A 21,342-nucleotide genomic window follows, 5' to 3' on the forward strand; every position below is an offset into this window, starting at 1 on the left:
TCATTGCTCCTTTTCGACGATGATGGCGACGGGACCGCCGCCGGGCGGACCCTGGTGTTCGGCGCCGCCGGACACATAGAGATCGGTAATGCCGAAGATGCCGGCGAGAACGCCGCCGACGAAGGCACGGGCATGGCGGGTGCCTGCAATATCCGAGTCATCGAGCATCGTGTGGCGCCTGCCGCCGATCCTGCCGGACGGGTCCGGCTCGGCCTTGGCGAGAACCGCCGCCAGCCGGCTGTTTTCCGGCAGGCGTTCGCGGGCTTTCCTGACGGAATGCGCGTCGATCGCATCCCGCATGACCGCGTGGTCGATCGACAGCGGACCGGACCATTTTGCGCTCATGCCGAGGACGATGATTTCGTGATCGGTGAGTTCGACCCCGGACGAGGTTGAGGCGCAGCGGGAAAAGAGATCGAAACGTGTGCAGATGTCGGCATCGTTGATCGATGTCGCATCTATCTCGCCGAGTGCCACGGCGACGCCGAGAGCCGAAGCGCCGCGCGAGAGGCCCATGGATTTCAGCGTGTCGTGGGTTGCGACCGTCCTGCCTGCTGCCTCGGCCTCGGCAATCCGGCGCGAGGTGAGCAGCGGACACTTGATCTGCACGAAATGGGCATCGGCGGGATCATCGATGCCGGCATCCCTCATCGCGGACTTCACGCCTTCGGCAACGAGCAGGATCTGTTCCCGGCGCCCGAGATGTTCGGGGGGCAGCGCGGGGGTACGCGACACACCAATGGCCAGCGCCCGTTCGCCCGGGGTTTCTACGGTTTCACGCGCAAAAACCGTCCAATGCGGCGAGAGCGCCCCCTCGGTGCCGCCGGACATGATGATGGAGACGCCGTCGACGCCATATCTACTGAACAATGTCTCGAAGCTGCGGGTGGCATAACCGCGGGTAAAATCATTGACGCAGCCGTTGCCTTCCGTCTTGCCGAGAACGGCGACGACGTTGTTCGCCTGAAGGCCGCTGGCAAAGAGCGCCTCGACGCCGGCAACGTCATCGGGGCCGTCGGCTGGCACGCGAAAGACATGGGCCCGCAATGACGGCATCAGGGCAGCGCCTCGACTAGAGCCGCGGAATTGGAGACCGAGCCGAAGACACCGCCCTGCATTTTCACCATCTTGATGGCAGCGAGATGGTTTCCGAAGTCGGTCGCACCGCAGCAATCCTCCAGCAGCAAGCATTCGTAACCGCGGTCGTTCGCCTCGCGCATCGTCGTCGAGACGCAAACATCGGTGGTGATCCCGGTGAGGATAATGTTCTCGATGCGCTTCTGGTTGAGGATGAGTTCGAGGTCGGTGGCGCAGAACGAACCCTTGCCGGGCTTGTCGATGATCGTCTCGCCTTCGATCGGGTAGAGTTCGGGAATGATGTCCCAGCCGGGTTCGCCCCGCGTCAGGATGCGGCCGCAGGGGCCGGGATCACCGATGCCGGCGCCGATCCGCTGCGAGCGCCAGCGTTTGTTGGCCGGCAGATCGGCGAGGTCGGGGCGATGGCCCTCGCGGGTATGAATGATGTGGTAGCCCTTGGCCCGCATGGCGGAAAGCACGCGTTTGATGGGTTCGATCGGCGCCTGCACCAGCGACAGGTCGTAGCCCATATGGTCGACATAGCCGCCCTTGCCGCAGAAATCCGTCTGCATGTCGATGATGATGAGGGCGGTATTGTCAGGCCTCAGAGCGCCGTTATAGGGCCACGGATACGGATCGGCGTCGATAAAATGCCCTTCGGTTTCGACCATCGCGTCCATCATTCTCTCTCCTATTCCGCGGCAGGTTTGAGGGGTTCGCCGTAACGGCGCATCGGCTTGTCAAATCCGCAGGACGTGCCATCCTTGACCTTTATCTCGTCTTCCCAAGGCAGGCGGTATTTGCCGGCGACAAGGTCGTGCATGTAAGTGTAGGGCGCATCCTGGGCGCCGCCGGCAACGGCGACGTAGCCGCGATGGCCGAACTGATAGATATTGTTCTCCACGCCCCAGCCGAGCCGGGCCTCGCGCACCAGGTCAGGGCGCACCTCGGCGGTGATGATCTCGTTGACGCGGCCGGATGTGCCGTGCGCGATGACCGTGCCGTCGAAATTGCAGATCATGCCTTCACCCATGGAATCGAAGGTGCCGTCCGAGCCGCACATGCAGACATTCACGGTGACCATCAGGTTGCAGAAGGCGTTGGCCTGGTTGGTGAAGCGCCAGGCGTCGCGGATCGGCGCCGTGTAGCCGGCCGTACGGATCATGATTTCGGCGCCTTTATAGGCGCATTCGCGCGCCATCTCCGGGAACATGCCGTCATGGCAGATGATCAGCGCGAGCTTGGCGCCTCGGGGGCCTTCGATGACAGGGATGCCAAGATCGCCGGGCTCCCAGGGCTCGACGGGGATCCAGGGATGCATCTTGCGGTAATAGAGCTTCAACTGGCCCTGATCGTCGATGACGATGCCGGAATTGTAGGGCATGCCGCCAGGGTTCAGCTCCATGATCGAGAAGCAGCCCCAGATCCGGTTGTCCCTGCAGGCCTGCTTGAAGGCCGCGACCTCCGGCCCGTCGAGCGTGCACATGATCTCCGGATTGATGTCCATGGAAAGGCCATGCAGCGCGTATTCGGGAAAGACGACGAGGTCCATGCCCGGCTGATTGCGCCGTGCTTTGGCCACCAGATCGACGATCACCTGCGTCTGTTTTGCCAAGTCCGCTTTGGTGACGGTCACCGGCAGCTGGAGCTGAACGAGGCCGATACCGACGCCGTGTTCGGATTTGTTGAGACCGCCAAGTCCGTTCATCGGAATGCTCCGTTATTTCGTGAGCGACAGCGCACCCGGCGCACCCGCGAGCGAACGGGTGGGCGAGGACGTGGCGATCAGGATGATGAGGGTGAGCACGTAAGGCGCGGCGTAAAAAAGGTAGTAGCCTTGTGTGACGCCGACCGATTGCAGCGCCGGGCCGAGCGCGCCGGCGCCGCCGAAAAGCAGGGCAGCCAGGAAACAGCCGATCGGATTCCAGCGAGCGAAGATGACGAGAGCCACGGCCATCAGGCCCTGGCCCGACGAGATGCCTTCGTTCCATGAGCCCGGATAATAGAGCGAGAGGTAGGCGCCGCCGATTGCCGCCAGCGAACCGCCCACTGCCGTTGCCAGCAAGCGAACCCGATCCGGGTGGATGCCCATGGCCCGGGCCGCGTCGGTGCTATCACCGACGACGCGCAGGATCAGGCCGATGCGGGTGTTCTTGAAGGCCCAGAACAGGAAGAGGGCAAGTGCCGCGCCGATGAAGAACAGCACGTTGATATTGAGCGCCGCCTGGACCTGCGGAGTGCTCGACCAGCCGCCGAGCGGGATCGAGGGTAGTTTCGGGGCAACCGGCTGGATGAAGGATTTGCCGAGGAAGAACGCCATGCCGAGACCGAACTGCATCATGGCGATGCCGATGGCGATGTCGTTGACCTTGGGGAACTTGCAAATCCAGCCGTGGATGAGGCCGAAGATCGCGCCCGCCATCATGGCAGCCAGCACACCGAGGGTCGGCGAGCCGGTCATGACGGCCACCGCATAGGCCGTCATGGCGCCGAAGACGAGCGTGCCTTCGAGCCCGAGATTGATGCGGCCGGAGCGTTCGGTGATCGTCTCGCCGAGGCTGACGAAGATGAATGGGGTGGAAACGCGGATGGCGCCCGCGAAGATCGCCAGCGGCACGCCCCAGATGCCGATGCCTGTCTCTTCCATCAGAGGCTCCTTTTCCATAGGTCGGGATTGAATATCTTGAAGCGGCCGTAGAAGGTTTCGCAGAACAGAATGACGATGAAGAGCGTCCCCTGCAGCACCAGAACCGTCGCATCCGGCAGGCCCATGCGCCGCTGGATGAGGCCGCCCGAGGCGTCAATGCCGCCGAGCAGGATCGCGACCGGAATGATCGCCAGCGGATTGTGCCTGGCGAGGAAGGCGACGAGGATGCCGGTATAACCATAGCCCGCGGCAAGCGAGGCGTTGGCACTTCCCTGCACTGCCGCCACTTCGATCATGCCCGCCAGACCAGCAAAGCTGCCGGCAAGCGCGGTAAATCCGGCGATCAGCTTGCCGACCGGCAGTCCCTGGATCTGGGCGGCGCGCACGTTGCCGCCGGCGATGCGGGCGGCAAAACCGTAGCTCGTCGCTTCGATCACGATCCAGGAGACCATGCAGGCGAGGATGCCGATGACCAGGCCCCAATGCACGTCCATGCCGGGAATATTGCCGAGCATGTAGTCCGCCGGCAGCGGCCTGGTCGACGGCTTGTTGAGGCTTGCAGGATCGCGGAGCAGCCCTTCGACGAACTGGTTCATCAGGGCGATGGCGATATAGGAGAGCAGCAGCGAGGAGATGGTTTCGTTGACGCCGCGGTAGTGGCGCAGGAAACCGGCAAGGCCGATCCAGATGCCGCCGACCACCATGGCAGCGATTGCCATCAGAATGAGGGTGAGGAAAACAGGCGTGGTGCCGGCGAGCGGCAGAGCCATGGCTGCGGCAGCAACGCCGCCCAGCACGACCGCTCCTTCCCCGCCGATGATGACGAGGCCGAGACGGGCGGGCAGGGCGACGCAGAGTGCCGTCAGGAGAAGGGGTGCGGCACGACTTAAGCTGTTCTGCACCGAAAACCAGCTGCCGAAGCCGCCGGTATACATCAGTTGGAAGAGGGTGGTCGGCGACTTGCCGACCGCCAGGATGAAGAGGGAGAAGAGCGCAAGACCGATCAGGATGGCCGCGAGGCCGATGACAACAGGCTCGGCTCGCCGCGCGATCCATTCAAGGACGGGGCGCAGCGAAGCCGGTTTTTCCACGATGGCTAGTGCGGGATCATTGGCCTCGATGGTCATGGCGCTTCTCCCTTTGTGGTTTACGCTGTGGACCCGACCACGCCCTCGACCAGATAATTCATGCTTTCGAGCTCGATCGCGTCTTCGGCGTAGCTCTTGTCGGCAGCCACGACGGTGTCACCCTTATTGTCCTTCAACGGACCCTTGAAGACCGAGAAGCCGCCCTTCATCATCTCCGCCTGCGTGGTTTCGAAGGCCTTGCGGCCCTCCGCGGAGACGGCGGAGCCGAGCGCGCTCATCTTCACGAAGCCGTCCTTCAGGCCGCCACGCACGAAGTTGCCGAGCTTTTCGCCGGCCTGCGCCTTCTTGACGAAATCGCTATAGACGTTGCCCCAGGCCCATTCGGCACCGGTGAGATACTTTTCAGGAGCAAGCGGGCTCTGGTTGGCATGATAGCCGCAGACGAAGGCGCCGCGGCCGGCAGCCGTCTCGACGACCACTTTGGGGCTGTCGACGTGGCAGGTGATGACGTCGGCGCCCTGATCGACCAGCGCATTGGTGGCTTCGGCCTCCTTGACGGCGAGCGACCATTCGCCGGTGAAGATCACCTGGCAGGTGATACCAGGATCGACTGTACGCGCGCCGAGCAGGAAGGCGTTGATATTCTGCAGAACCTGAGGGATCGGCTTGGCGGCGACAAAGCCGATCTTCTTGCTCTTCGTCGCATGGCCGGCGGCGATGCCGTTCAGATACTGGCCCTGGAAGATATAACCGAAATAGGAGCCCGTATTGGCCGGGTTCTTGCCTTCCTGCCAGAGACCGCCGCAGTGGCGGAACTGGATGTCCGGATGTTTGGCGGCCATGGCCAGCATGTGCGGGTCGAAGTAGCCGAAGGAGGTCGGAAAGAGCAGGGTCGCGCCGTCCAGGTTGATCATGGATTCCATGGTCTTCTGGACATCGACGGTCTCCGGCACATTCTCTTCTTCGACCAACGTCACACCAGGCATCGCCTTGATAACGGCCGCACCTTCCGCATGCGCCTGGTTATAGCCGTAGTCGTCCTTGGGGCCGACATAGATGAAGCCGACGGTCAGCGCGGTTTGGGCTGCGGCGGAGGAGCCGATCAGGCCGGGCATGGCGCCGGCGAGCGCACCGGCAGCGGAAGCCTGGAGGAAATTGCGGCGGTTCATGGAAAGGAGTTTGGTCATCGGAATGCTCCTTGCGGCGCTGGGCCGGTTGCGAACGGTACAGAAAAGTGCATGCAATGTGCATGCCAGAAACCAATCTATTGGTTTTTATGATTTATTTCTTTGTGCAAAGTTTGCACGCTGCAAAGTGCATACAGATTATTCGAATTGCTGCGTAAAAAGTAATCAAAAGGTATTTCTTATTCATTCTGCATTGTCAGGCAGTACTACGCCGTCCTTCTCAAGCTCTCTTACTCATCAGAAAGCGGAAATTTAACAATAGCTTCGCTCCTCGATTTGACTTATCGAGTCCCGAACGTCATCTGTATGCAGAGTGGTGATGTGAGCAGATTCGTATTGTGAAGCAGACGAGGCGCAAAGAAGTGATCCGTAGCGGAACCACCGTCGAACAGATGGTGCGGGCGATTGCCGATATGATCGTCACAGGTGAAATCCTGCCTGGCGCGAAGTTGGACGAGGTGTCGCTCGCGGTTCGTTTCGACGTTTCGCGCACACCGGTACGAGAGGCTCTGCGTGAGCTGGGCGCCATGGGATTGATTGCGCGCGAGCCAAACCGCAGTGCCCTCGTTACCAATGTCAGTGAGGCCTATTTGCATTCGATGTTCGAGGCGATGGCGGAGCTTGAAGCAATCTGCGCCAGGCTCTCGGCTGAGCGCATGACGGTGGATGAGCGGCGTGCGTTGGAGTTGGAGCATCTGGCATCAGTAAGGCTCGTGCATGCCGGCGCGGAAGAGGAATATTCGGCTTACAACACCCAATTCCATACCCGACTTTATCGCGGCGCGCATAACGACCATGTCTTCGAGATGGTGACGCAGACGCGGGCGCGGCTGGCGCCTTTTCGGCGGGCGCAGTTCCGTCTGCCCGGGCGTCTGGCGAAATCCTATGAGGAGCACAGCCGGATCGTGACCGCGATCATGCGCGCGGACACCGCGGCTGCGGGGCAGGCGGCATATTCTCATGTGGAAATTGTCAGCGATGCCAGCGCGGTGTTTGCAACGGCCGGGGAGTAACAAGGACACTGCGCCAAATATCAGGCGCTGCTAGAGCGGTTCAGCTTTTAACGGAAGCGCAGAACCGCTCTAAGCTCTTATTTTTGCGTAATTCAGGACGAAAAAGCGCGCCCCGCCCCGGCACGGCCCGTCACGTGATCCTGCGGCGAAGGGTTTGACCGATGGTCAATCACCTTCTTGCGCGACCGAACCGGCGCGCGTCGCTTCGTGCTTCAAGGCCTTCAAGTATCGCCAGGAGGATCTTTTTGAGATGATACTTCGTGCTCATTTCATTTCGGGATCCTTTGATCCGTGACGTAGGCGCGCCAGCCTCCCAATTCAGTGATTTCGCGCGCCCCTTCGATTGCATGAGCCTCGCAGAGAAAACCTGAAATTTGGGAACCGTCATCGAGCGTTACCTTGCCTATGCCGAGCGGCGCCGGGATGCTCTGGACAAAGCGCCCGAAAGCTTCCGCGGTGACTTTCCAAACCTCAACTTCGAGGCCTTTGCCGTCAAAGCCGGGTTCGCGGATTAGGCCTGGCTTCGGCGGGACGGTATCGGGTAGGACGAAAAGGCGGTAATCCGGTGCAGTACGGCAGGATTTGATGCGCCTGCCGCCCGGTCGGGTCAGTTCGTGGTTGAGAGGCATACCGGTCAGATGCGCCCCAACGACGACGATCGGCACCAGGCCGTCATCGCCATGCACAACAGGGCTTGCTTCGGGGATCGCAGCCTGCCGGTCGATGCCCATGCCGGAGCTTGCTGCGCGGTGCAGCGCATCGGCAAGCGGCGCCAGCGCATCGTCGGTGAAGGCAGGTGCAATGACGGTAACGCCGCCCGGCAGCCCACCTTTTCCGAAGCCGGCCGGAACGGCGATCGCCGCGCAATCGAGAAGGTTGACGAAATTGGTGTAACGGCCAAGGCGGCCGTTGAGCACGACGGGATTGGCCAGCATATCGGCGACCGTGTAGGTAGTCGGCGCCGTTGGCAGCAGAAGCACGTCGGCCGTTTCCCATTCGGCCTCGGTCTTGCGGCGCAATTCTTCCAGCCGGTATCGGCCGTTGAAGGCCTCGACTGCGGTCTTGCCCTTGGCGCCCTCGATGATGCCTCTGACGGTCGGATCAAAATCGGCGGCATTCGTGGCGAGGAAGGTCTCGACCGCCGCCAGGCGCTCGGCGACCCACGGCCCGTCATAGAGAAGGGCGGCGGCCTCGCGGAATGGCGCGTAGTCGAACGGCACGATGGTCGCGCCGAGCGCTCTGGCCCGCTCGATCGCCCGGTCGTAGAGCGCCTCCACCTCCTTGTCGCCGAAGAACTCCCGCTCGGCGTCGGTGAGGACGCCGATGCGCAAGCCCGACACAGGCAGGTTCGCCGGCTTGGCGCGACGCGAGAAAGCATCGGTGGCATCGAAGCCTTCGGCGACCTTGCGGATCGCAACACCGTCAGAGACGGTCGCAGCAAAAATCGTGATGCAGTCGACGCTCTTGCACGCCGGTATAGCGCCGGTATTCGGCAAGAGACCCGGCGTCGGCTTGATGCCGACCAGATTGTTGAAGGCGGCAGGCACGCGGCCGGAGCCCGCCGTATCGGTGCCGAGGGCGAAGGTTGCAAGGCCGGAAGCCACCGTGACCGCCGATCCGGAACTCGAACCACCTGAGATATAGGCCGCATCGAAGACCGAACGCGGCGCGCCATAGGGCGAGCGCGTGCCGTTGAGGCCGGTCGCGAACTGATCGAGATTGGTCTTGCCGATAATGATGGCGCCGGCCGCCTTCAACCGTGCAACGACGGTGGAGTCGGCCTCCGGCCGATACTCATAGGCCGGGCAGGCGGCGGTCGTCGGCAGGCCGGCGGCATCGATATTGTCCTTCACGGCGAAGGGCACGCCCCAGAGCGGTAGGCTGTTTGCCTCAGGCGCGCATGCCATCAAGGCTTTCGCGGCAGCGCGCAGCTCCTCATCCGGCACCGGGGTGATGAAGATTGCCGGATCTTTCGAGGCGGCGCGCCGCGCAATCACCTCTTCGATGGCGTCGAGCGGCGTCAGGCCGGATTGATAGGCGGCGCGAAGGCTTGAGAGATCGAGGATGGTCGGCAGCATGTCAGCATTCCTCCAGAACGACGATGATATCGCCGGCTTTGACGTTTCTTCCCGGCCCGGCGCGCAGATCGCGGACGCGGCCTGCCGCATGGGCGGTGACGTTGATTTCCATTTTCATCGATTCGATGATGGCAAGTGTATCGCCGGCCGCAACCGGGGCGCCCGGCTCGACCAGCAATTTCCAGATATTGCCGGGTACGGCGCTGGCAACCCCGAAGCAGCCGTCGGGAATATCCCCGTCCGGGCTTTCGCCCGTGCCTTCGTCAGTGACGAAGCTGTCGAGCCCGGCTTCCTTCCAGCGCTGGCGCTCAGTATCGAAGGCGGCCTGCTGTGTTGCCTTGAAGCGGCTGATCGACGCCGAATTGATCTGCAACTCTTTCTCGTAGGCGGCATAGGAGAATTCCGTCTCTTCGATTCGGATGGGATAGCCGCCATGCGGGAAGGCGGCGCGCGCCTCCGTCAGCTCCTGATTGCTGACCGGGAAGAAACGGATCTGGTCGAAGAAGTTGAGCAGCCAGGGTTTTCCCCTGGCAAAAGCCGGTGTCTCCCGCCATGTGTTCCAGACCTGGATCGTGCGGCCGAAGAGCTGGTAGCCGCCCGGTCCTTCCATGCCGTAGATGCACATATAGGCGCCGCCGATGCCGACCGCATTTTCCGGCGTCCAGGTGCGGGCCGGATTGTATTTCGTCGTCACGAGGCGATGACGCGGATCGGTCGGGGTCGCAACCGGCGCACCGAGATAAACATCGCCGAGTCCCAGCACGAGGTAGCTGGCATCAAAGACGATATCGCGCACGGCCTGTTCGTCGGGAAGACCGTTGATGCGGCGGATGAACTCGATATTCGACGGGCACCAGGGCGCGTTCGGGCGCACGAGTTCCTGATACTTGCGCATCGCAAGCTCGGCATCCGGATCATTCCAGGAAAGCGGCAGATGGACGATGCGGCTCGGCACCTTGACCTCCTGGGCTGCCGGAAGCGTCGCTTCGATCTCGGAGAGCAGCCCCAGCAGGCGCCGGCGCGTCAGCTGCGTGCCGTCGTAATGGATCTGCAGCGAGCGGATACCGGGGGTGAGGTCGACGACGCCGGGCAAGCGGGCCTCTATGACTGCCTGCATCAGCAAGTGCACCCGCAGCCGAAGGGCGATATCGAGCGTCATCGGCCCATATTCAACGAGCAGATTGTCGTCACCCTGGCGGCGATAGACGACAGAAACCGGGCCATCCTCGCTGATGCCAAGGATCGGCGAACCCGTCTCTTCCGTGGGCCGCCGCACCGCTGGACCGGCAATCGGGTCTTCCGGCCGCGCTAAGGCATGAAAACGGATACGGTCGCCGGGCTTGAACTGACCCATCTTCCACTGCTCGTCGCGGGCAATCACCGCCGGGCAGACGAAGCCACCAAGGCTCGGACCGTCGGGACCGAGAATGATCGGCATATCACCGGTGAAATCGATCGCCCCGATCGCATAGGCATTGTCGTGCAGGTTGGAGGGATGCAGCCCCGCCTCGCCGCCGTCGCTGCGCGCCCAAAGCGGGGCCGGGCCGATGAGGCGCACACCGGTGCGGGCGCTGTTGAAATGCACCTCGTAAGCCGTCGAAAACAGCGTTTCGATATCGCTATCCTGAAAGAAATCCGGTGCGCCATGCGGGCCATAAACCACGCCGACATCCCATTCGCGCGTCAAGGCGGCCGGCTCCACGAGCTTGGCTGGTTCGACCGGCGCTTGGCGGGCAAAATGCAGCACATTCCCTGTCTTCAGGGTGCCGGTGGCGTTGCCGCCGAACTGGCCAAGGCCGAAGGTCGCGCGCGAGCCGAGCACGACGGGCGCGGCAAAACCACCGGCGACGGCGAGATAGGCGCGCTGTCCCGGTCCTTCGATCGTACCGATTGACAGAACCTGGCCGGCCCGGATCAGCACCGGCGCATCATGCGGCAGCCTTGTGCCGTCGCATGTCATCGCCATGCGAGCGCCGGCGAGCGCGATCGTCTGGTCGGCATAAAACCGCAGCGTCGGGCCAGAGACCGTCAGTTCCAGTGCGGCCGTCACATCGTCATTGCCGACCAGCCGGTTGGCATGGCGGAAGGAGCGCTCGTCCATCGGACCGCTCGGTGGCACGCCGACATGCCAGAGGCCGAGTCGTCCCGGCAGTTCCTGGATGCTCGACTGTGCGCCGGGGGCGAGAATCTCGACGACATCGGGAACGAAGGCGAAGTCGCGCAGCGCCGTCGTCGCCACCTTGGCGCTGGCAAGCAGTTCGGAAGCGGCAATAGTTCTCAGATAATCGAGATTGGTCTCGATGCCTGATATCGATGTCGCCGCAAGCGCGGCCTTCAGTTTCTCGATCGCCGCCGGCCGGTCTTCCGCCGCCACGATCAGCTTGGCGAGCATCGGGTCGTAGAAGGGCGTCACCTCGGTTCCCGTCTCGATCCAACCGTCGACGCGGGCACTCTCCGGAAAAATCACTTCGGTCAGCAGGCCGGCGCTCGGGCGGAAATCGGCATGCGGCATCTCGGCATAGATCCGCATCTCGATCGCCGCACCCTTCGGCGTCAGGCCTCTGGCGCCTGAGAGCACGTCTTCGCCGGCCGCCTGGCGGATCATCCATTCGACGAGATCGATGCCGAAGACGGCTTCCGTGACAGGATGCTCGACCTGCAGGCGGGTATTGACCTCGAGGAAATAGAATTCCTCGCGCTGGGGATCATAGATGAATTCGACAGTGCCGGCCGATTCATAGGAGACCGAGCTTCCCAAATCGACCGCCGCCTTGTGCAACTGCGCCCGTATCTCCGCGGAAAGGCCAGGCGCAGGCGTCTCCTCGACGACCTTCTGGTTTCGCCGCTGCAGCGAGCAGTCACGTTCGCCGAGCGCGATCACTCCGCCCTTGCCGTCGCCGAAGATCTGCACCTCGACATGGCGTGCGTCAGCAACGAAGCGCTCGATATAGACGCGCGCGTCGCCGAAGCTGGCGCGGGCGGTCCGCTGTACGCTTTCGAAGGAGGCCTTCAGGCTTGCTGCGTCGGCGCAGAGCTGCATGCCGATGCCGCCGCCGCCGGCCGTGCTTTTCAGCATGACGGGATAACCGACGGTCTCTGCGGCCGAAAGCGCCTCTTCGACGCTCTGCAGCAGATCGGTGCCGGGCAGCAGCGGCACGCCGCTCGCTTTCGCCAGTTCGCGTGCCGTATGCTTCAGGCCGAAGGCCGAGAGATGCTCCGGCCGTGGACCGATGAAGGCGATGCCTTCGGCAGCGAGCCGCTCGGCAAAGCCGATATTCTCCGAGAGGAAGCCATAGCCCGGATGCACGGCTTCGGCGCCCGTCGCCTTGCAGGCGGCGATGACGGCATCGACGTTGAGATAGCTTTCGGCGGCCGGTGCCGGGCCGAGGCGGACGGCTTCATCGGCGGTCAGCGCCGGCTTCGAAAATCGATCGGCATCGGAATAGACGGCAACTGAGGCAATACCCATCCTCTTCAATGTGCGGATGACGCGGACGGCGATTTCGCCGCGATTGGCGATAAGGACCTTGGTGAACATCGATCAGTCCTCGCCGTCCCAGATCAGCACCCGGATCGGTGTCGGATCGAAACCGTTGCAGGGATTGTTGATCTGCGGGCAATTGGAGATGACGCAAAGCACGTCCATCTCCGCCACCAGCTCGACATAGTCACCAGGCGCGGAAATGCCGTCGACGATCGTCATCTCGCCATTCGGCTTGATCGGCACGTTCATGAAGAAATTGATGTTCGGCACGATGTCGCGCTTGCTCATGCCGTGTTTTGTCACCTCGAGCACAAAATTGTCGCGGCAGGCATGCAGGTATTTCGTGCCGTGGCCGAAGCGCACCGTGTTGCTTTCGCAGGAGCAGGCGCCGGCTGATGTATCATGGCGGCCGCAGCTGTCGGCCGTCATGACAAGCATCACGTTGCCTTCGTTCGAGATGATCTTCGTGCCGGTGCCGATATAGGCGCCACCTTGCGCCCGCATCGTATCCTGGTTGGAATAACGCTCGGCAAAATCATCGGCGCGATAAAACAGCGTATCGATTGCCTGTTGGCCGTAGCTGTCTTCGATGCGGATCGTCTGGTCCTTGCGCACGATGCCGGACCACGGCGCTTCGGCCGGGATGAAATGATCCTGCACAGCGTTTTCGAGGCTGCGCGAAGCTGAAGTCTTGATGAAATCGGTCATCGTCATCCTCCCTCAGGCCAGCATCGAGGCGTTGTTCTCGAAGCCGCGAAGGGCTTCGGCGGTCGCCGTGCGCGAGAGATCGTCGGCTGCGGGCGCGGGTGCGCGAAAGCGGGTGACGACAACAGGCTTCGGCGCATGGATTGGGTCGGGATCAAGCGGATGCGGGCAATTCGAGAAGCCGACGATCATGTCCATCTCGGCGCGCAGCTCAGCATAATCGCCGCTGTTGGAAAGCTTGCCGCGCCAATGGAAGCCGCCGTCATCGTCGACGCGGACGGGGGCGAAGAGATTGAGAATCGCAGGAATATCGCGTCTGGTGAGACCAAGCTTGCCGGCGACGAGCACGAGATTGTCGCGGGTGTTGCGGGTCTTGACGCCAGGATATTTTGCGGCGTTCGAAGCTGCCGTCGAGCCACCCATCAGGCAGTCATGGGCGCCGGAGCTATCCTCGATCAATGAAAACATCACCCGGCCCATATCCGAGAAGATAACGCGGCCCTTGCCGAGGGCGGTCGTCCACTGCACCTTGACCGTATCGACGAGATTGAGCCTTTCGCTGGTGTCAGTGGCGTTCCAGGCAACGAGCGCCACGGTCGATCCGCCTTCGCCCTGGTCAATGCGGAGCGCCTCGCCGCGCTTCAGCGCAGTCGACCAGTACCAGCCGCCGGGGATGGTCTCCTGATGGATGATCGCAGCCGCATCGATTGCGGGGGCGGGCAGGGGGCTTGGCGCCGGCAAGGCCTTCGGCGCAAATTCCAGCCCCTTCCTCTGATGTTCCTCATAACGCTGCCGGTTGGCGGCGATCTCTTCGGGCGAACGTCTGACATGCATCATGATTTTTCTCCTGACGGACTGGAAGCCGGGTCGTCCCGGCGAAGGCCCAGAGAAATGACCGGGCCGTCCCGGTCGGGGCTGAAGATGGTGGGCGCGCCGGCAAGCCTCGGCGGCCAGATGGAGATGTCCTTGGTGATCGTCGCGCCGTAGCGCTCCTTCTCCTCCGGGCGGTCGCGCCGGCGCTCGAAGGCTACGACTCGCGTCGCCAGCGTGAAGGCCTCGCGCATATCGTGCGTCACCATGACGACGGTCATCTGGGTTTCGTGCCAGAGCCGCTTCATCAACGTGTGGATCTCGGCGCGAATGCCGGGGTCGAGTGCGCCGAAGGGCTCATCGAGCAGCAGCACCTTCGGCTTCATGATCAGGGCCTGGGCCAGCGCCAGGCGCTGCTGCATGCCGCCTGATAGTTGCGCCGGATATTTGCCCTCGGCGCCGGAAAGGCCGACCTCGCCGATCAGTCGCCGGGCTTCGTCGACGGCGTTGCGACGAGCAGCGCCGAAAAGCTTGGCTTTATAGCGAGACCCTGAGAGTTCGCGCCCAAGCAGCACATTGCCGAGGACGGTCAGATGCGGGAAGACGGAATAACGCTGGAAGACGACGCCGCGATCCGGCCCCGGCTCCTGCGGCAGAGCTTCGCCGTCGAGCAGGATCGCGCCGCGCGTTGGCCGCTCCTGGCCAAGCAGCATGCGCAGGAACGTCGACTTGCCGCAGCCGGACGGACCGACAAGGGCGACGAAGGCGCGCGAGGCAACGGTCAGCGATACATTTTCGAGCACAATCTGGTCGCCATATTCCTTCCAGACCTTTTCGATCACCAGTTCGCTCATGCCTGCTTCTCCAGTTCGGACCAGGGGAAGACGGCGATGCGGATGCGATCGAGAATGTAGTTCATGACCACAGCGAGCAGCGTGATCCAGACGACATAGGGAAAGATGACGTCCATCGAGAGATAGCGGCGGACGAGGAATATGCGGTAGCCGAGGCCGGAATCCGACGAGATCGCTTCGGCGGCGATCAGGAACAGCCAGGCAGGACCGAGCTGAAGCCTGAGGCAGGTGATCAACCGTGGCAGGATCTGCGGCAGCACGACACGAAGGCCGATCTGCCAGGAGGAGCCGCCGAGCGTTTCAGCCTTGACGATCTGCTCACGCGGCAGCTCCAGCGCCTTCAGCGCAAGGTCGCGGATCATCGTCGGCGCAACGCCGATGACGATGAGCGCGATCTTCGAGGCTTCGCCAAGCCCCATGGCGATGAAGAGGATCGGCAGCAGCGCCAGCGGCGGCACCATGGAAATGACCGCAACGAAAGGAGAGAGCAGCGCCCGGAGATAAGGCAGCATGCCGATCAGCATGCCGATGACGAGCGCGGTGATCGTGGAGATCCCAAGGCCGGCAAACAGGCGGACCAGGCTCGCACCCGTATCGGACCAGAGCAGGTATTGACCGGTACGCGGATCGGCGATGAAGGCCAGGCGGTCGATCGCATCGGCAAAACCGGTAAGACCGGGCAGCAGCTTGTCGTTGGCGTTTTCCGCCAGCCGTGCCGCCGAGCCGAAAGTATAGGCAACGATCAGCAGCACGAAGGGCAGCAGCGTCAAGGCAAGCTGCGCGCCTCGGCTCGGCCTCGTGTTGATCCAGCGCATGAGGAAAGCTCCGCTGATGAAGTGTGGGCGGTGCAGTCAAGGCCGCACCGCTGCTTGGACATCGCTCAGAGCGAACCGTCGGCGGCCGCCTTCATGTAGGTCTCGGTAAAGCGCAGCTTGACGTTGCCGCTGTCGCCGAGAACCTTGCCGTCAGGCATTTCGATGCCGATAACGTCGGCCGACGGCGCGCCATTGCCGAGCAGGCCCTTTTCGAACAGGAAGTTACGAACGAGATCCATCGTCTTCGGCAGGCCGTCCGAGGCGGTGAAGGCAACGGCATCGGCCGGCTTGTCGAAAAGCTTTGTGACGGCAAGCTGGGATTCGTAGCCCTTCAGATCAGTACCGGATGCCGAGCCCATTGCCTCGCGGGCAGCCTTGCCGTCGGCACTGTCGGCAGTCAGCAGTGCTGCGGTCTCATACCAGATGCCGGCGAGCGCCTTGCCGAAGTTCGGATTGTCCCTCAGCACACCGGTATTGGCGACCATCAGGTCGATGATCTCGCCCGGCACTTGCGAGCTGTCGAAGACCTTTTTGGCCGTGGGGTCCTCGAGGATGGTCGAGACCAGCGGGTTCCAGGTGACGACTGCGGTCACGTCAGCCGTCTTGTAGGCTGCGACCATATCCGCATCGGAGGTGTTGACCACCTTCACGTCGCGCTCGGTTATCTTGATGCTTTCGAGCGCGCGGGCCAGCAGATAGTGCGAGACGGAAAATTCGACGAGATTGACGTTCTGTCCCTTGATGTCCGCAAGGCTCGCCTTGTCCTTGAGAATGACGGCATCATTGCCGTTCGAGAAGTCGCCGACAATGACGGCTGTCGTATCGACGCCGCCGGCAGCCGGGATCGACAGGCCGTCCATATTGGTCAGCGTCACGGCATCGAAGGCGCCGGCGGTATACTGGTTCATCGATTCGACGTAGTCGTTGAACTGGGTGACCTCGATCTTGATGCCGTATTTGTCGGCCCATTTCTTGACGATGCCGTGATCGGCAGCGTAACCCCATGGCATCCAGCCGACATAGATCGACCAGGCGACCTTGAAATCGGTCTTCTGTTCGGCCTTGGCGATGGAGCCGAGCCCGAGCGCCAGGGACGCCGTCAGGGCGGTAATCGATAGGATTTTCGAAAAAGTCTGCATTGAAATTCCCCTTTTGCTTTTCTTCAAAAGGGATCGGCAATGACCATCGTGCCGCCAATCCCTTGGCTTACGAGGTCTCCCGGGCTTTTGTCCCGCCGTGCACCCGGCGGGATGTCTCCCCTACCGGTGGCAGCTCTCGGACCAGCCACGCCTTGCGACGCCGGAACCCTAGCCACCAACTCTGCAACTATCGAAGCAAAGTGCGTGCCAAATTATAAATCATTGATTTCGTTGAGAGGGCGATGGTCTCAATTCGCTTGAGGATGTATAGTGCATGCACTTGCCCAGAAAATGTGCGCATTCTGCCGCCGGCTTAGGCGCTGGTTCTTTTTTGCCCAGTTTAAGAACAAGCAACCGGCAGAGGACGCAAACGCCGAATTGCGGCTAGTTCCGGAAGGTGCCGGAGGGGATCGTCGTTACCAGTCGGATATCACGGCGGAAATTCGATGGCGACATGCCGGCGATGTGGCGGAAGGATTTGTTGAAGGCGCTGATCGAGCCGAAGCCGCTGTCCATCGCCACCTGCAGCACGTTGGCGCCTTCGCTCATCAGCATCGCCTGGGCGCGCGACAGCCGTAGCAGCGTCACATATTTGCTGAGCGTCATGCCGGTCGATCGCTTGAACAGGTTCATTGCATATTTGGGATGCAGGTCGGCTGCGCGGGCGATATCGACCGAATCGATGTCTTGCAGGAAATTGGCGGCGATGAAATCGCACATGCGCGCGACGCTGCGCGAGGAATGCGGATGCGGGTGATCCCCTTCGAGATTGACGATCGCCTGCGACGTCATCGAATAGGGTTCGAGCGCGATCCGCTCGATGCGCAGCAGCAGCTCGTCGACGGCGTGCTGGGCCTTGGCGGAATCGCCGGAATTGGCATAGCGGAACCAGCGGGTAAAGTTCTCGTTGTCGGCGGCATCCGTTGCCGAGGTCACCAGCGTCTCACCCTTCATCAGCCGGCTGGAAATACCGATCGGCAGGCGCAACCGGAAGAAATAGACGAGCGGCAGATGGGCGCCGGCATAGAGCGAATCGTCTGAGGATTCGTCCATCTGGTGCGGCTGACCACCCCAGAAGAGGCACATTTCGCCGGCGTTCAGCCGGAATTCGTGATCGCTCATCCGGTAATGCACGGTGCCGCGCATCACATAGTTGACCTCGACCTGCGCGTGCCAGTGCGGCATGGCCATGACGGGCGGATGGGCATGGAACATCTGCAGCGCCGTTGGCAATCCCTCGATGCTGCTCGCGCCGGGCTGATAGATTGCACGTGTGCCGACCTTACTTTCCGCCAAATTCATATTCCCTTTTTAGGAGACACCCGCTCCCTTGCAGATAGTCTAACCGCGTTCGTGAAAGATCGGCAATTGAAAAGGGAGGATTTTCAATGCGCTTCAAACTTCTCGCTGCGACCGCAGCTGTCGCAGTGCTTGCTTCCGGCTCCGCATTCGCGCAGTCGGCCAATCTCACCATCTGGAGCTGGAATGTCGCCGCGTCGGCATTGAAATCCACGCTTCCAGGCTTCAATAAACAGTTTCCCGATATCAAGATCACCGTCGAGGACCTTGGCAACGCCCAGGTCTTCGATAAGACGCTCGCGGCCTGCGCCGCCGGCGGCGACGGCTTGCCCGACATCGTCAGCATCGAGAATTTCGAAGCTGAAATCTTCTGGAGCCGTTTTCCCGATTGCTTCGCCAATCTGAAAGAGCTCGGTTACACACCCGAGATCCAGGCGAAATTCCCCGAATTCAAGCGCACCGAGCTTGAAGTCGGCGATGTCGCCTATGCCATGCCGTGGGATTCCGGTCCTGTCGCCGTCTTCTACCGCCGCGATCTCTACGAAAAGGCCGGCGTCGATCCGAGCACCATCAGCACCTGGGACGATTTCATCGCTGCAGGCAAAAAGATTTCCGCCGCCAATCCCGGCGTCGTCATGGCGCAGGCCGACTTTAACGGCGACAGCGAATGGTTTCGCATGATCGCCAACGAGCAGGGCTGCGGCTATTACTCGACCGACGGCCAGTCCATCACCATTAACCAGCCGGCCTGCGTCTCCTCGCTGCAAAAGGTGAAGGAAATGAAGGATGCCGGCACGCTGACGGCAGCCAATTGGGACGAAAAGATCCAGGCCAATACCGCCGGCAAAGCCGCGAGCCAACTGTATGGCGGCTGGTACGAGGGAACCGTTCGCTCGACCTCGCCCGATCTCAAGGGCAAGTGGGGCGTCTACAAGATGCCGAGCCTGACGGCCGATGGCCCGCATGCCGCCAATCTCGGCGGTTCGTCTCTCGCTATTTCGGCGACCTCCGCAAATAAGGAAGCGGCCTGGAAATTCGTCAACTACGCCCTCGGCACGAACGAGGGCCAGGTTACGATGCTGAGGGAATTCGGTCTGGTGCCATCGTTGCTCTCGGCCGTACAAGATCCCTTTGTCAACGAAGCGCAGCCCTATTGGGGCGGTCAGAAGGTCTGGGCCGATATCCTCGCGACGCTGCCGAAGATCGTGCCGAGCCGCGGCACCGCCTTCCAGAGCGATGCCGAAGCCATCTTCAAGGCGACGCAGACGAAGTTCTTCTCCGGCGGCTATCCCGATGCGAAGGCGGCTCTCGACGATGCCGCCAACCAGATCGCTTCGGCGACCGGCCTTCCGATCGCGCAGTGAATGACGAAGCCGGGCGCTTGACGCGCCCGGCTCTCCGTCCGCCGCAAGGCGGCTGGTCATTCGTTGGTTTTGTGAGGAGGAGGCTCGATGCCGTTCAGAACCCGGAGCGCCTATGCGTTCCTCGCCCCATATCTGCTGGTCTTTGCCACCTTCTGGGTCTGGCCGATCATCAATTCGTTCCTTATTTCCTTTCAGAACACCCGCATCAACCCGTGGAAATATAGTTTCCAGGCCAATTGGGGCCGGCTCTTTTACGACCCGGCCTTCTACAATGCCCTCTACAACACGCTGATCATCCTGGTGATCCAGGTGCCCGTCATGATCGCGCTTGCGACCGTTATGGCCGTAATGCTCAATTCGCCACTGCTGAAAGCGCGCCCGCTCTTCCGCTTCGCCTTCTTTGCCCCTGTCGTCGTCGGCGAAGTCGCCTATGCCGCGGTATTTCGGCTGATGTTCAGCCTCGATTTCGGCATCATCAACAAGCTGATCTCGGCCGTCGGTCTCAGCCCGGTCTCCTGGTTCGACAATGCGAATGCCGCCATGGCGCTGATCATCCTCGCCGTCACATGGCGCTGGGCCGGCTACAACGCCATCATCATCCTCGCCGGTCTGCAGTCGATTCCCGATGATGTCTACGAGGCAGCGACCCTCGACCGGGTGAGCAAGGTCCAGCAATTCTTTCATATCACCCTGCCGCTGCTGAAACCGATCATCCTCTTCTGCGTGGTTCTTTCGGTGATCGGCACCATGCAGCTCTTCACCGAGCCCTTCCTGATCACCAATCGTGGCGGTCCCGGCGGCGGCACCGAGACGCTCGGTCTGCTGCTTTATCGCCAGGGCTTCACCTCGCTGAACTTCGGCTATGCCTCGGCGATCGCCTATACGATGGCCGCCCTTGCCGTGGCGATCTCGCTTCTCAATCTCTGGGTCGGGAGGGATCCGAAATGAAATCCAAATCGCAATCCCTTCTGCTGCGCCAGATCGCGTTGCATGCCGCACTGGCACCGCTGGCACTGATCTGGCTGTTTCCGCTCTGGATGATGTTTGTCTTCTCGACAATGCCCGACAACGGCATCTTCAGCCCTGACATCGTGCTGTGGCCATCGACCAACTTCGTCGAGAATTTCAAAAACCTGCAGGCCGATACCGATTTCATCGGAGCAATGGTGATCTCCATCGGAGTGGCGCTCATCTATACAGTGCTCTCGGTGCTGCTGACCTCAATGGCCGGCTGGGCACTGGCACGTTACCGTTTCGTCGGCCGCTCCGTCGTCATCGCTATTATCCTCGGCACGATCACGCTTCCCTTCTCCGTGGTCGTCATCCCGCAATTCATCATGGTGGCGCGCGAGTTCAAGCTGGCAAACACCTGGGTGGCTCTGATCGTGCCGCCGCTATTCAATTCGCTCGGCGTGCTGTTCATGCGGCAATCCTTCTCGATGATGCCGGGCGAACTCTTCGATGCGGCCCGGGTCGAGGGCGTCAAGGAATGGCAGATCTTCCTGCGCATCGCCTTGCCGCTGGCACGCCCGACCATGGCGGCATTGGCGATCATTCTCTTCCTGCACTCGTGGAACAATTACCTCTGGCCGCTGCTGATCAATTCCAGACCGGGGATGATGACGGCGCCTGTGGCATTGGGAACGCTGATCGGCCTCACCAAAGTTTCCTGGGGCGGCATCATGGCTGGCGCGGTGCTGCTGACGGCGCCGATCCTCGTCATCTTCGTGGCTCTTCAGCGCCATTTCATCGCCGGCATCGCGGCCGGCGCAATTAAATAAT

The 21,342-nt window shown here is 61.8% G+C and carries 18 protein-coding genes and 1 riboswitch; of the genes, 4 read left to right on the plus strand and 14 right to left on the minus strand.

The features are described from left to right. The 6 genes from atzD to G9X68_RS28135 are packed head-to-tail and all read right to left on the minus strand — an operon-like array spanning window position 1 to window position 5,999. Window positions 1-1,056, minus strand: coding sequence for a cyanuric acid amidohydrolase (gene atzD, locus G9X68_RS28110; RefSeq protein WP_003538537.1), 1,056 nt, complete (start codon window positions 1,054-1,056; stop codon window positions 1-3). Then, entirely contained in the window at window positions 1,056-1,757 is a 702-nt protein-coding gene (gene biuH, locus G9X68_RS28115; protein ID WP_171605289.1) for a biuret amidohydrolase, read from the minus strand. Before biuH ends, atzD begins: the two co-directional genes overlap by 1 nt. A gap of 11 nt (window positions 1,758-1,768) precedes the next feature. Next, complete coding sequence (locus G9X68_RS28120; protein WP_171605174.1) at window positions 1,769-2,785, minus strand: formamidase; 1,017 nt, start codon at window positions 2,783-2,785, stop codon at window positions 1,769-1,771. 12 nt (window positions 2,786-2,797) lie between these two features. Further along, the gene (locus G9X68_RS28125) at window positions 2,798-3,724 is read right to left on the minus strand and encodes an ABC transporter permease (protein WP_064654449.1); all 927 of its coding nucleotides are present in this window, start codon (window positions 3,722-3,724) and stop codon (window positions 2,798-2,800) included. Further along, window positions 3,724-4,851 (minus strand): ABC transporter permease, encoded by a 1,128-nt coding sequence (locus G9X68_RS28130; protein ID WP_171605175.1) that lies wholly within the window; start codon window positions 4,849-4,851, stop codon window positions 3,724-3,726. Before G9X68_RS28130 ends, G9X68_RS28125 begins: the two co-directional genes overlap by 1 nt. A gap of 20 nt (window positions 4,852-4,871) precedes the next feature. Beyond that, window positions 4,872-5,999 carry a BMP family ABC transporter substrate-binding protein gene (locus G9X68_RS28135; protein WP_168307817.1) on the minus strand — a complete coding sequence of 376 codons (1,128 nt, stop codon included), beginning with the start codon at window positions 5,997-5,999 and terminating at the stop codon, window positions 4,872-4,874. 338 nt (window positions 6,000-6,337) lie between these two features. Between G9X68_RS28135 and G9X68_RS28140 the strand changes: the two genes are divergently transcribed. Beyond that, window positions 6,338-7,012 (plus strand): FCD domain-containing protein, encoded by a 675-nt coding sequence (locus G9X68_RS28140; RefSeq protein WP_171605176.1) that lies wholly within the window; start codon window positions 6,338-6,340, stop codon window positions 7,010-7,012. Window positions 7,013-7,281: 269 nt separating this feature from the next. Here the strand turns inward: G9X68_RS28140 and atzF are convergent, their stop codons facing one another. The 8 genes from atzF to G9X68_RS28180 all read right to left on the minus strand — a co-directional run bounded on the left by atzF (window position 7,282) and on the right by G9X68_RS28180 (window position 18,199). Next, on the minus strand, window positions 7,282-9,090 hold the full coding sequence (gene atzF / locus G9X68_RS28145) for an allophanate hydrolase (RefSeq protein WP_171605177.1): 1,809 nt from the start codon (window positions 9,088-9,090) through the stop codon (window positions 7,282-7,284). 1 nt (window position 9,091) lies between these two features. Next, the gene (uca, locus tag G9X68_RS28150) at window positions 9,092-12,628 is read right to left on the minus strand and encodes an urea carboxylase (protein ID WP_171605178.1); all 3,537 of its coding nucleotides are present in this window, start codon (window positions 12,626-12,628) and stop codon (window positions 9,092-9,094) included. 3 nt (window positions 12,629-12,631) lie between these two features. After that, entirely contained in the window at window positions 12,632-13,282 is a 651-nt protein-coding gene (locus G9X68_RS28155; RefSeq protein WP_171605179.1) for an urea amidolyase associated protein UAAP2, read from the minus strand. A gap of 12 nt (window positions 13,283-13,294) precedes the next feature. Continuing rightward, on the minus strand, window positions 13,295-14,116 hold the full coding sequence (locus tag G9X68_RS28160; RefSeq protein WP_171605180.1) for an urea amidolyase associated protein UAAP1: 822 nt from the start codon (window positions 14,114-14,116) through the stop codon (window positions 13,295-13,297). Next, the gene (locus G9X68_RS28165) at window positions 14,113-14,943 is read right to left on the minus strand and encodes an ABC transporter ATP-binding protein (protein ID WP_171605181.1); all 831 of its coding nucleotides are present in this window, start codon (window positions 14,941-14,943) and stop codon (window positions 14,113-14,115) included. Before G9X68_RS28165 ends, G9X68_RS28160 begins: the two co-directional genes overlap by 4 nt. Then, window positions 14,940-15,758 carry an ABC transporter permease gene (locus G9X68_RS28170; protein ID WP_171605182.1) on the minus strand — a complete coding sequence of 273 codons (819 nt, stop codon included), beginning with the start codon at window positions 15,756-15,758 and terminating at the stop codon, window positions 14,940-14,942. Before G9X68_RS28170 ends, G9X68_RS28165 begins: the two co-directional genes overlap by 4 nt. Window positions 15,759-15,823: 65 nt before the next feature. Beyond that, the gene (locus G9X68_RS28175; protein ID WP_171605183.1) at window positions 15,824-16,897 is read right to left on the minus strand and encodes a putative urea ABC transporter substrate-binding protein; all 1,074 of its coding nucleotides are present in this window, start codon (window positions 16,895-16,897) and stop codon (window positions 15,824-15,826) included. 74 nt (window positions 16,898-16,971) lie between these two features. Then, window positions 16,972-17,080: riboswitch (guanidine-I (ykkC/yxkD leader) on the minus strand. 201 nt (window positions 17,081-17,281) lie between these two features. Further along, window positions 17,282-18,199 (minus strand): helix-turn-helix domain-containing protein, encoded by a 918-nt coding sequence (locus G9X68_RS28180; RefSeq protein WP_168307808.1) that lies wholly within the window; start codon window positions 18,197-18,199, stop codon window positions 17,282-17,284. Window positions 18,200-18,285: 86 nt separating this feature from the next. On the opposite strand from G9X68_RS28180, the gene G9X68_RS28185 reads away from it, so the two are divergent. The 3 genes from G9X68_RS28185 to G9X68_RS28195 all read left to right on the plus strand — a co-directional run bounded on the left by G9X68_RS28185 (window position 18,286) and on the right by G9X68_RS28195 (window position 21,341). Beyond that, a complete protein-coding gene (locus G9X68_RS28185) occupies window positions 18,286-19,560 on the plus strand; it encodes an extracellular solute-binding protein (protein ID WP_171605184.1) in 1,275 nt (424 codons plus the stop codon). An 87-nt stretch (window positions 19,561-19,647) separates the two neighbouring features. Continuing rightward, on the plus strand, window positions 19,648-20,508 hold the full coding sequence (locus G9X68_RS28190) for a carbohydrate ABC transporter permease (protein WP_129416998.1): 861 nt from the start codon (window positions 19,648-19,650) through the stop codon (window positions 20,506-20,508). Then, on the plus strand, window positions 20,505-21,341 hold the full coding sequence (locus tag G9X68_RS28195; protein WP_011649800.1) for a carbohydrate ABC transporter permease: 837 nt from the start codon (window positions 20,505-20,507) through the stop codon (window positions 21,339-21,341). The genes G9X68_RS28190 and G9X68_RS28195 overlap by 4 nt, the downstream gene beginning before the upstream one ends. Window position 21,342: the final 1 nt, after the last annotated feature.

This window comes from Rhizobium changzhiense (assembly GCF_013087625.1).
Lineage (GTDB): Bacteria > Pseudomonadota > Alphaproteobacteria > Rhizobiales > Rhizobiaceae > Rhizobium > Rhizobium sophorae.

What these genes read in the sequence shown, in the direction of transcription:
- atzD (WP_003538537.1), bottom strand. Translation starts at nt 1,056, where the DNA reads ATGCCGTCATTGCGGGCCCATGTCTTTCGCGTGCCAGCCGACGGCCCC.
- biuH (WP_171605289.1), bottom strand. Translation starts at nt 1,757, where the DNA reads ATGGACGCGATGGTCGAAACCGAAGGGCATTTTATCGACGCCGATCCG.
- G9X68_RS28120 (WP_171605174.1), bottom strand. Translation starts at nt 2,785, where the DNA reads ATGAACGGACTTGGCGGTCTCAACAAATCCGAACACGGCGTCGGTATC.
- G9X68_RS28125 (WP_064654449.1), bottom strand. Translation starts at nt 3,724, where the DNA reads ATGGAAGAGACAGGCATCGGCATCTGGGGCGTGCCGCTGGCGATCTTC.
- G9X68_RS28130 (WP_171605175.1), bottom strand. Translation starts at nt 4,851, where the DNA reads ATGACCATCGAGGCCAATGATCCCGCACTAGCCATCGTGGAAAAACCG.
- G9X68_RS28135 (WP_168307817.1), bottom strand. Translation starts at nt 5,999, where the DNA reads ATGACCAAACTCCTTTCCATGAACCGCCGCAATTTCCTCCAGGCTTCC.
- atzF (WP_171605177.1), bottom strand. Translation starts at nt 9,090, where the DNA reads ATGCTGCCGACCATCCTCGATCTCTCAAGCCTTCGCGCCGCCTATCAA.
- uca (WP_171605178.1), bottom strand. Translation starts at nt 12,628, where the DNA reads ATGTTCACCAAGGTCCTTATCGCCAATCGCGGCGAAATCGCCGTCCGC.
- G9X68_RS28155 (WP_171605179.1), bottom strand. Translation starts at nt 13,282, where the DNA reads ATGACCGATTTCATCAAGACTTCAGCTTCGCGCAGCCTCGAAAACGCT.
- G9X68_RS28160 (WP_171605180.1), bottom strand. Translation starts at nt 14,116, where the DNA reads ATGATGCATGTCAGACGTTCGCCCGAAGAGATCGCCGCCAACCGGCAG.
- G9X68_RS28165 (WP_171605181.1), bottom strand. Translation starts at nt 14,943, where the DNA reads ATGAGCGAACTGGTGATCGAAAAGGTCTGGAAGGAATATGGCGACCAG.
- G9X68_RS28170 (WP_171605182.1), bottom strand. Translation starts at nt 15,758, where the DNA reads ATGCGCTGGATCAACACGAGGCCGAGCCGAGGCGCGCAGCTTGCCTTG.
- G9X68_RS28175 (WP_171605183.1), bottom strand. Translation starts at nt 16,897, where the DNA reads ATGCAGACTTTTTCGAAAATCCTATCGATTACCGCCCTGACGGCGTCC.
- G9X68_RS28180 (WP_168307808.1), bottom strand. Translation starts at nt 18,199, where the DNA reads ATGAATTTGGCGGAAAGTAAGGTCGGCACACGTGCAATCTATCAGCCC.
- G9X68_RS28185 (WP_171605184.1), top strand. Translation starts at nt 18,286, where the DNA reads ATGCGCTTCAAACTTCTCGCTGCGACCGCAGCTGTCGCAGTGCTTGCT.
- G9X68_RS28190 (WP_129416998.1), top strand. Translation starts at nt 19,648, where the DNA reads ATGCCGTTCAGAACCCGGAGCGCCTATGCGTTCCTCGCCCCATATCTG.
- G9X68_RS28195 (WP_011649800.1), top strand. Translation starts at nt 20,505, where the DNA reads ATGAAATCCAAATCGCAATCCCTTCTGCTGCGCCAGATCGCGTTGCAT.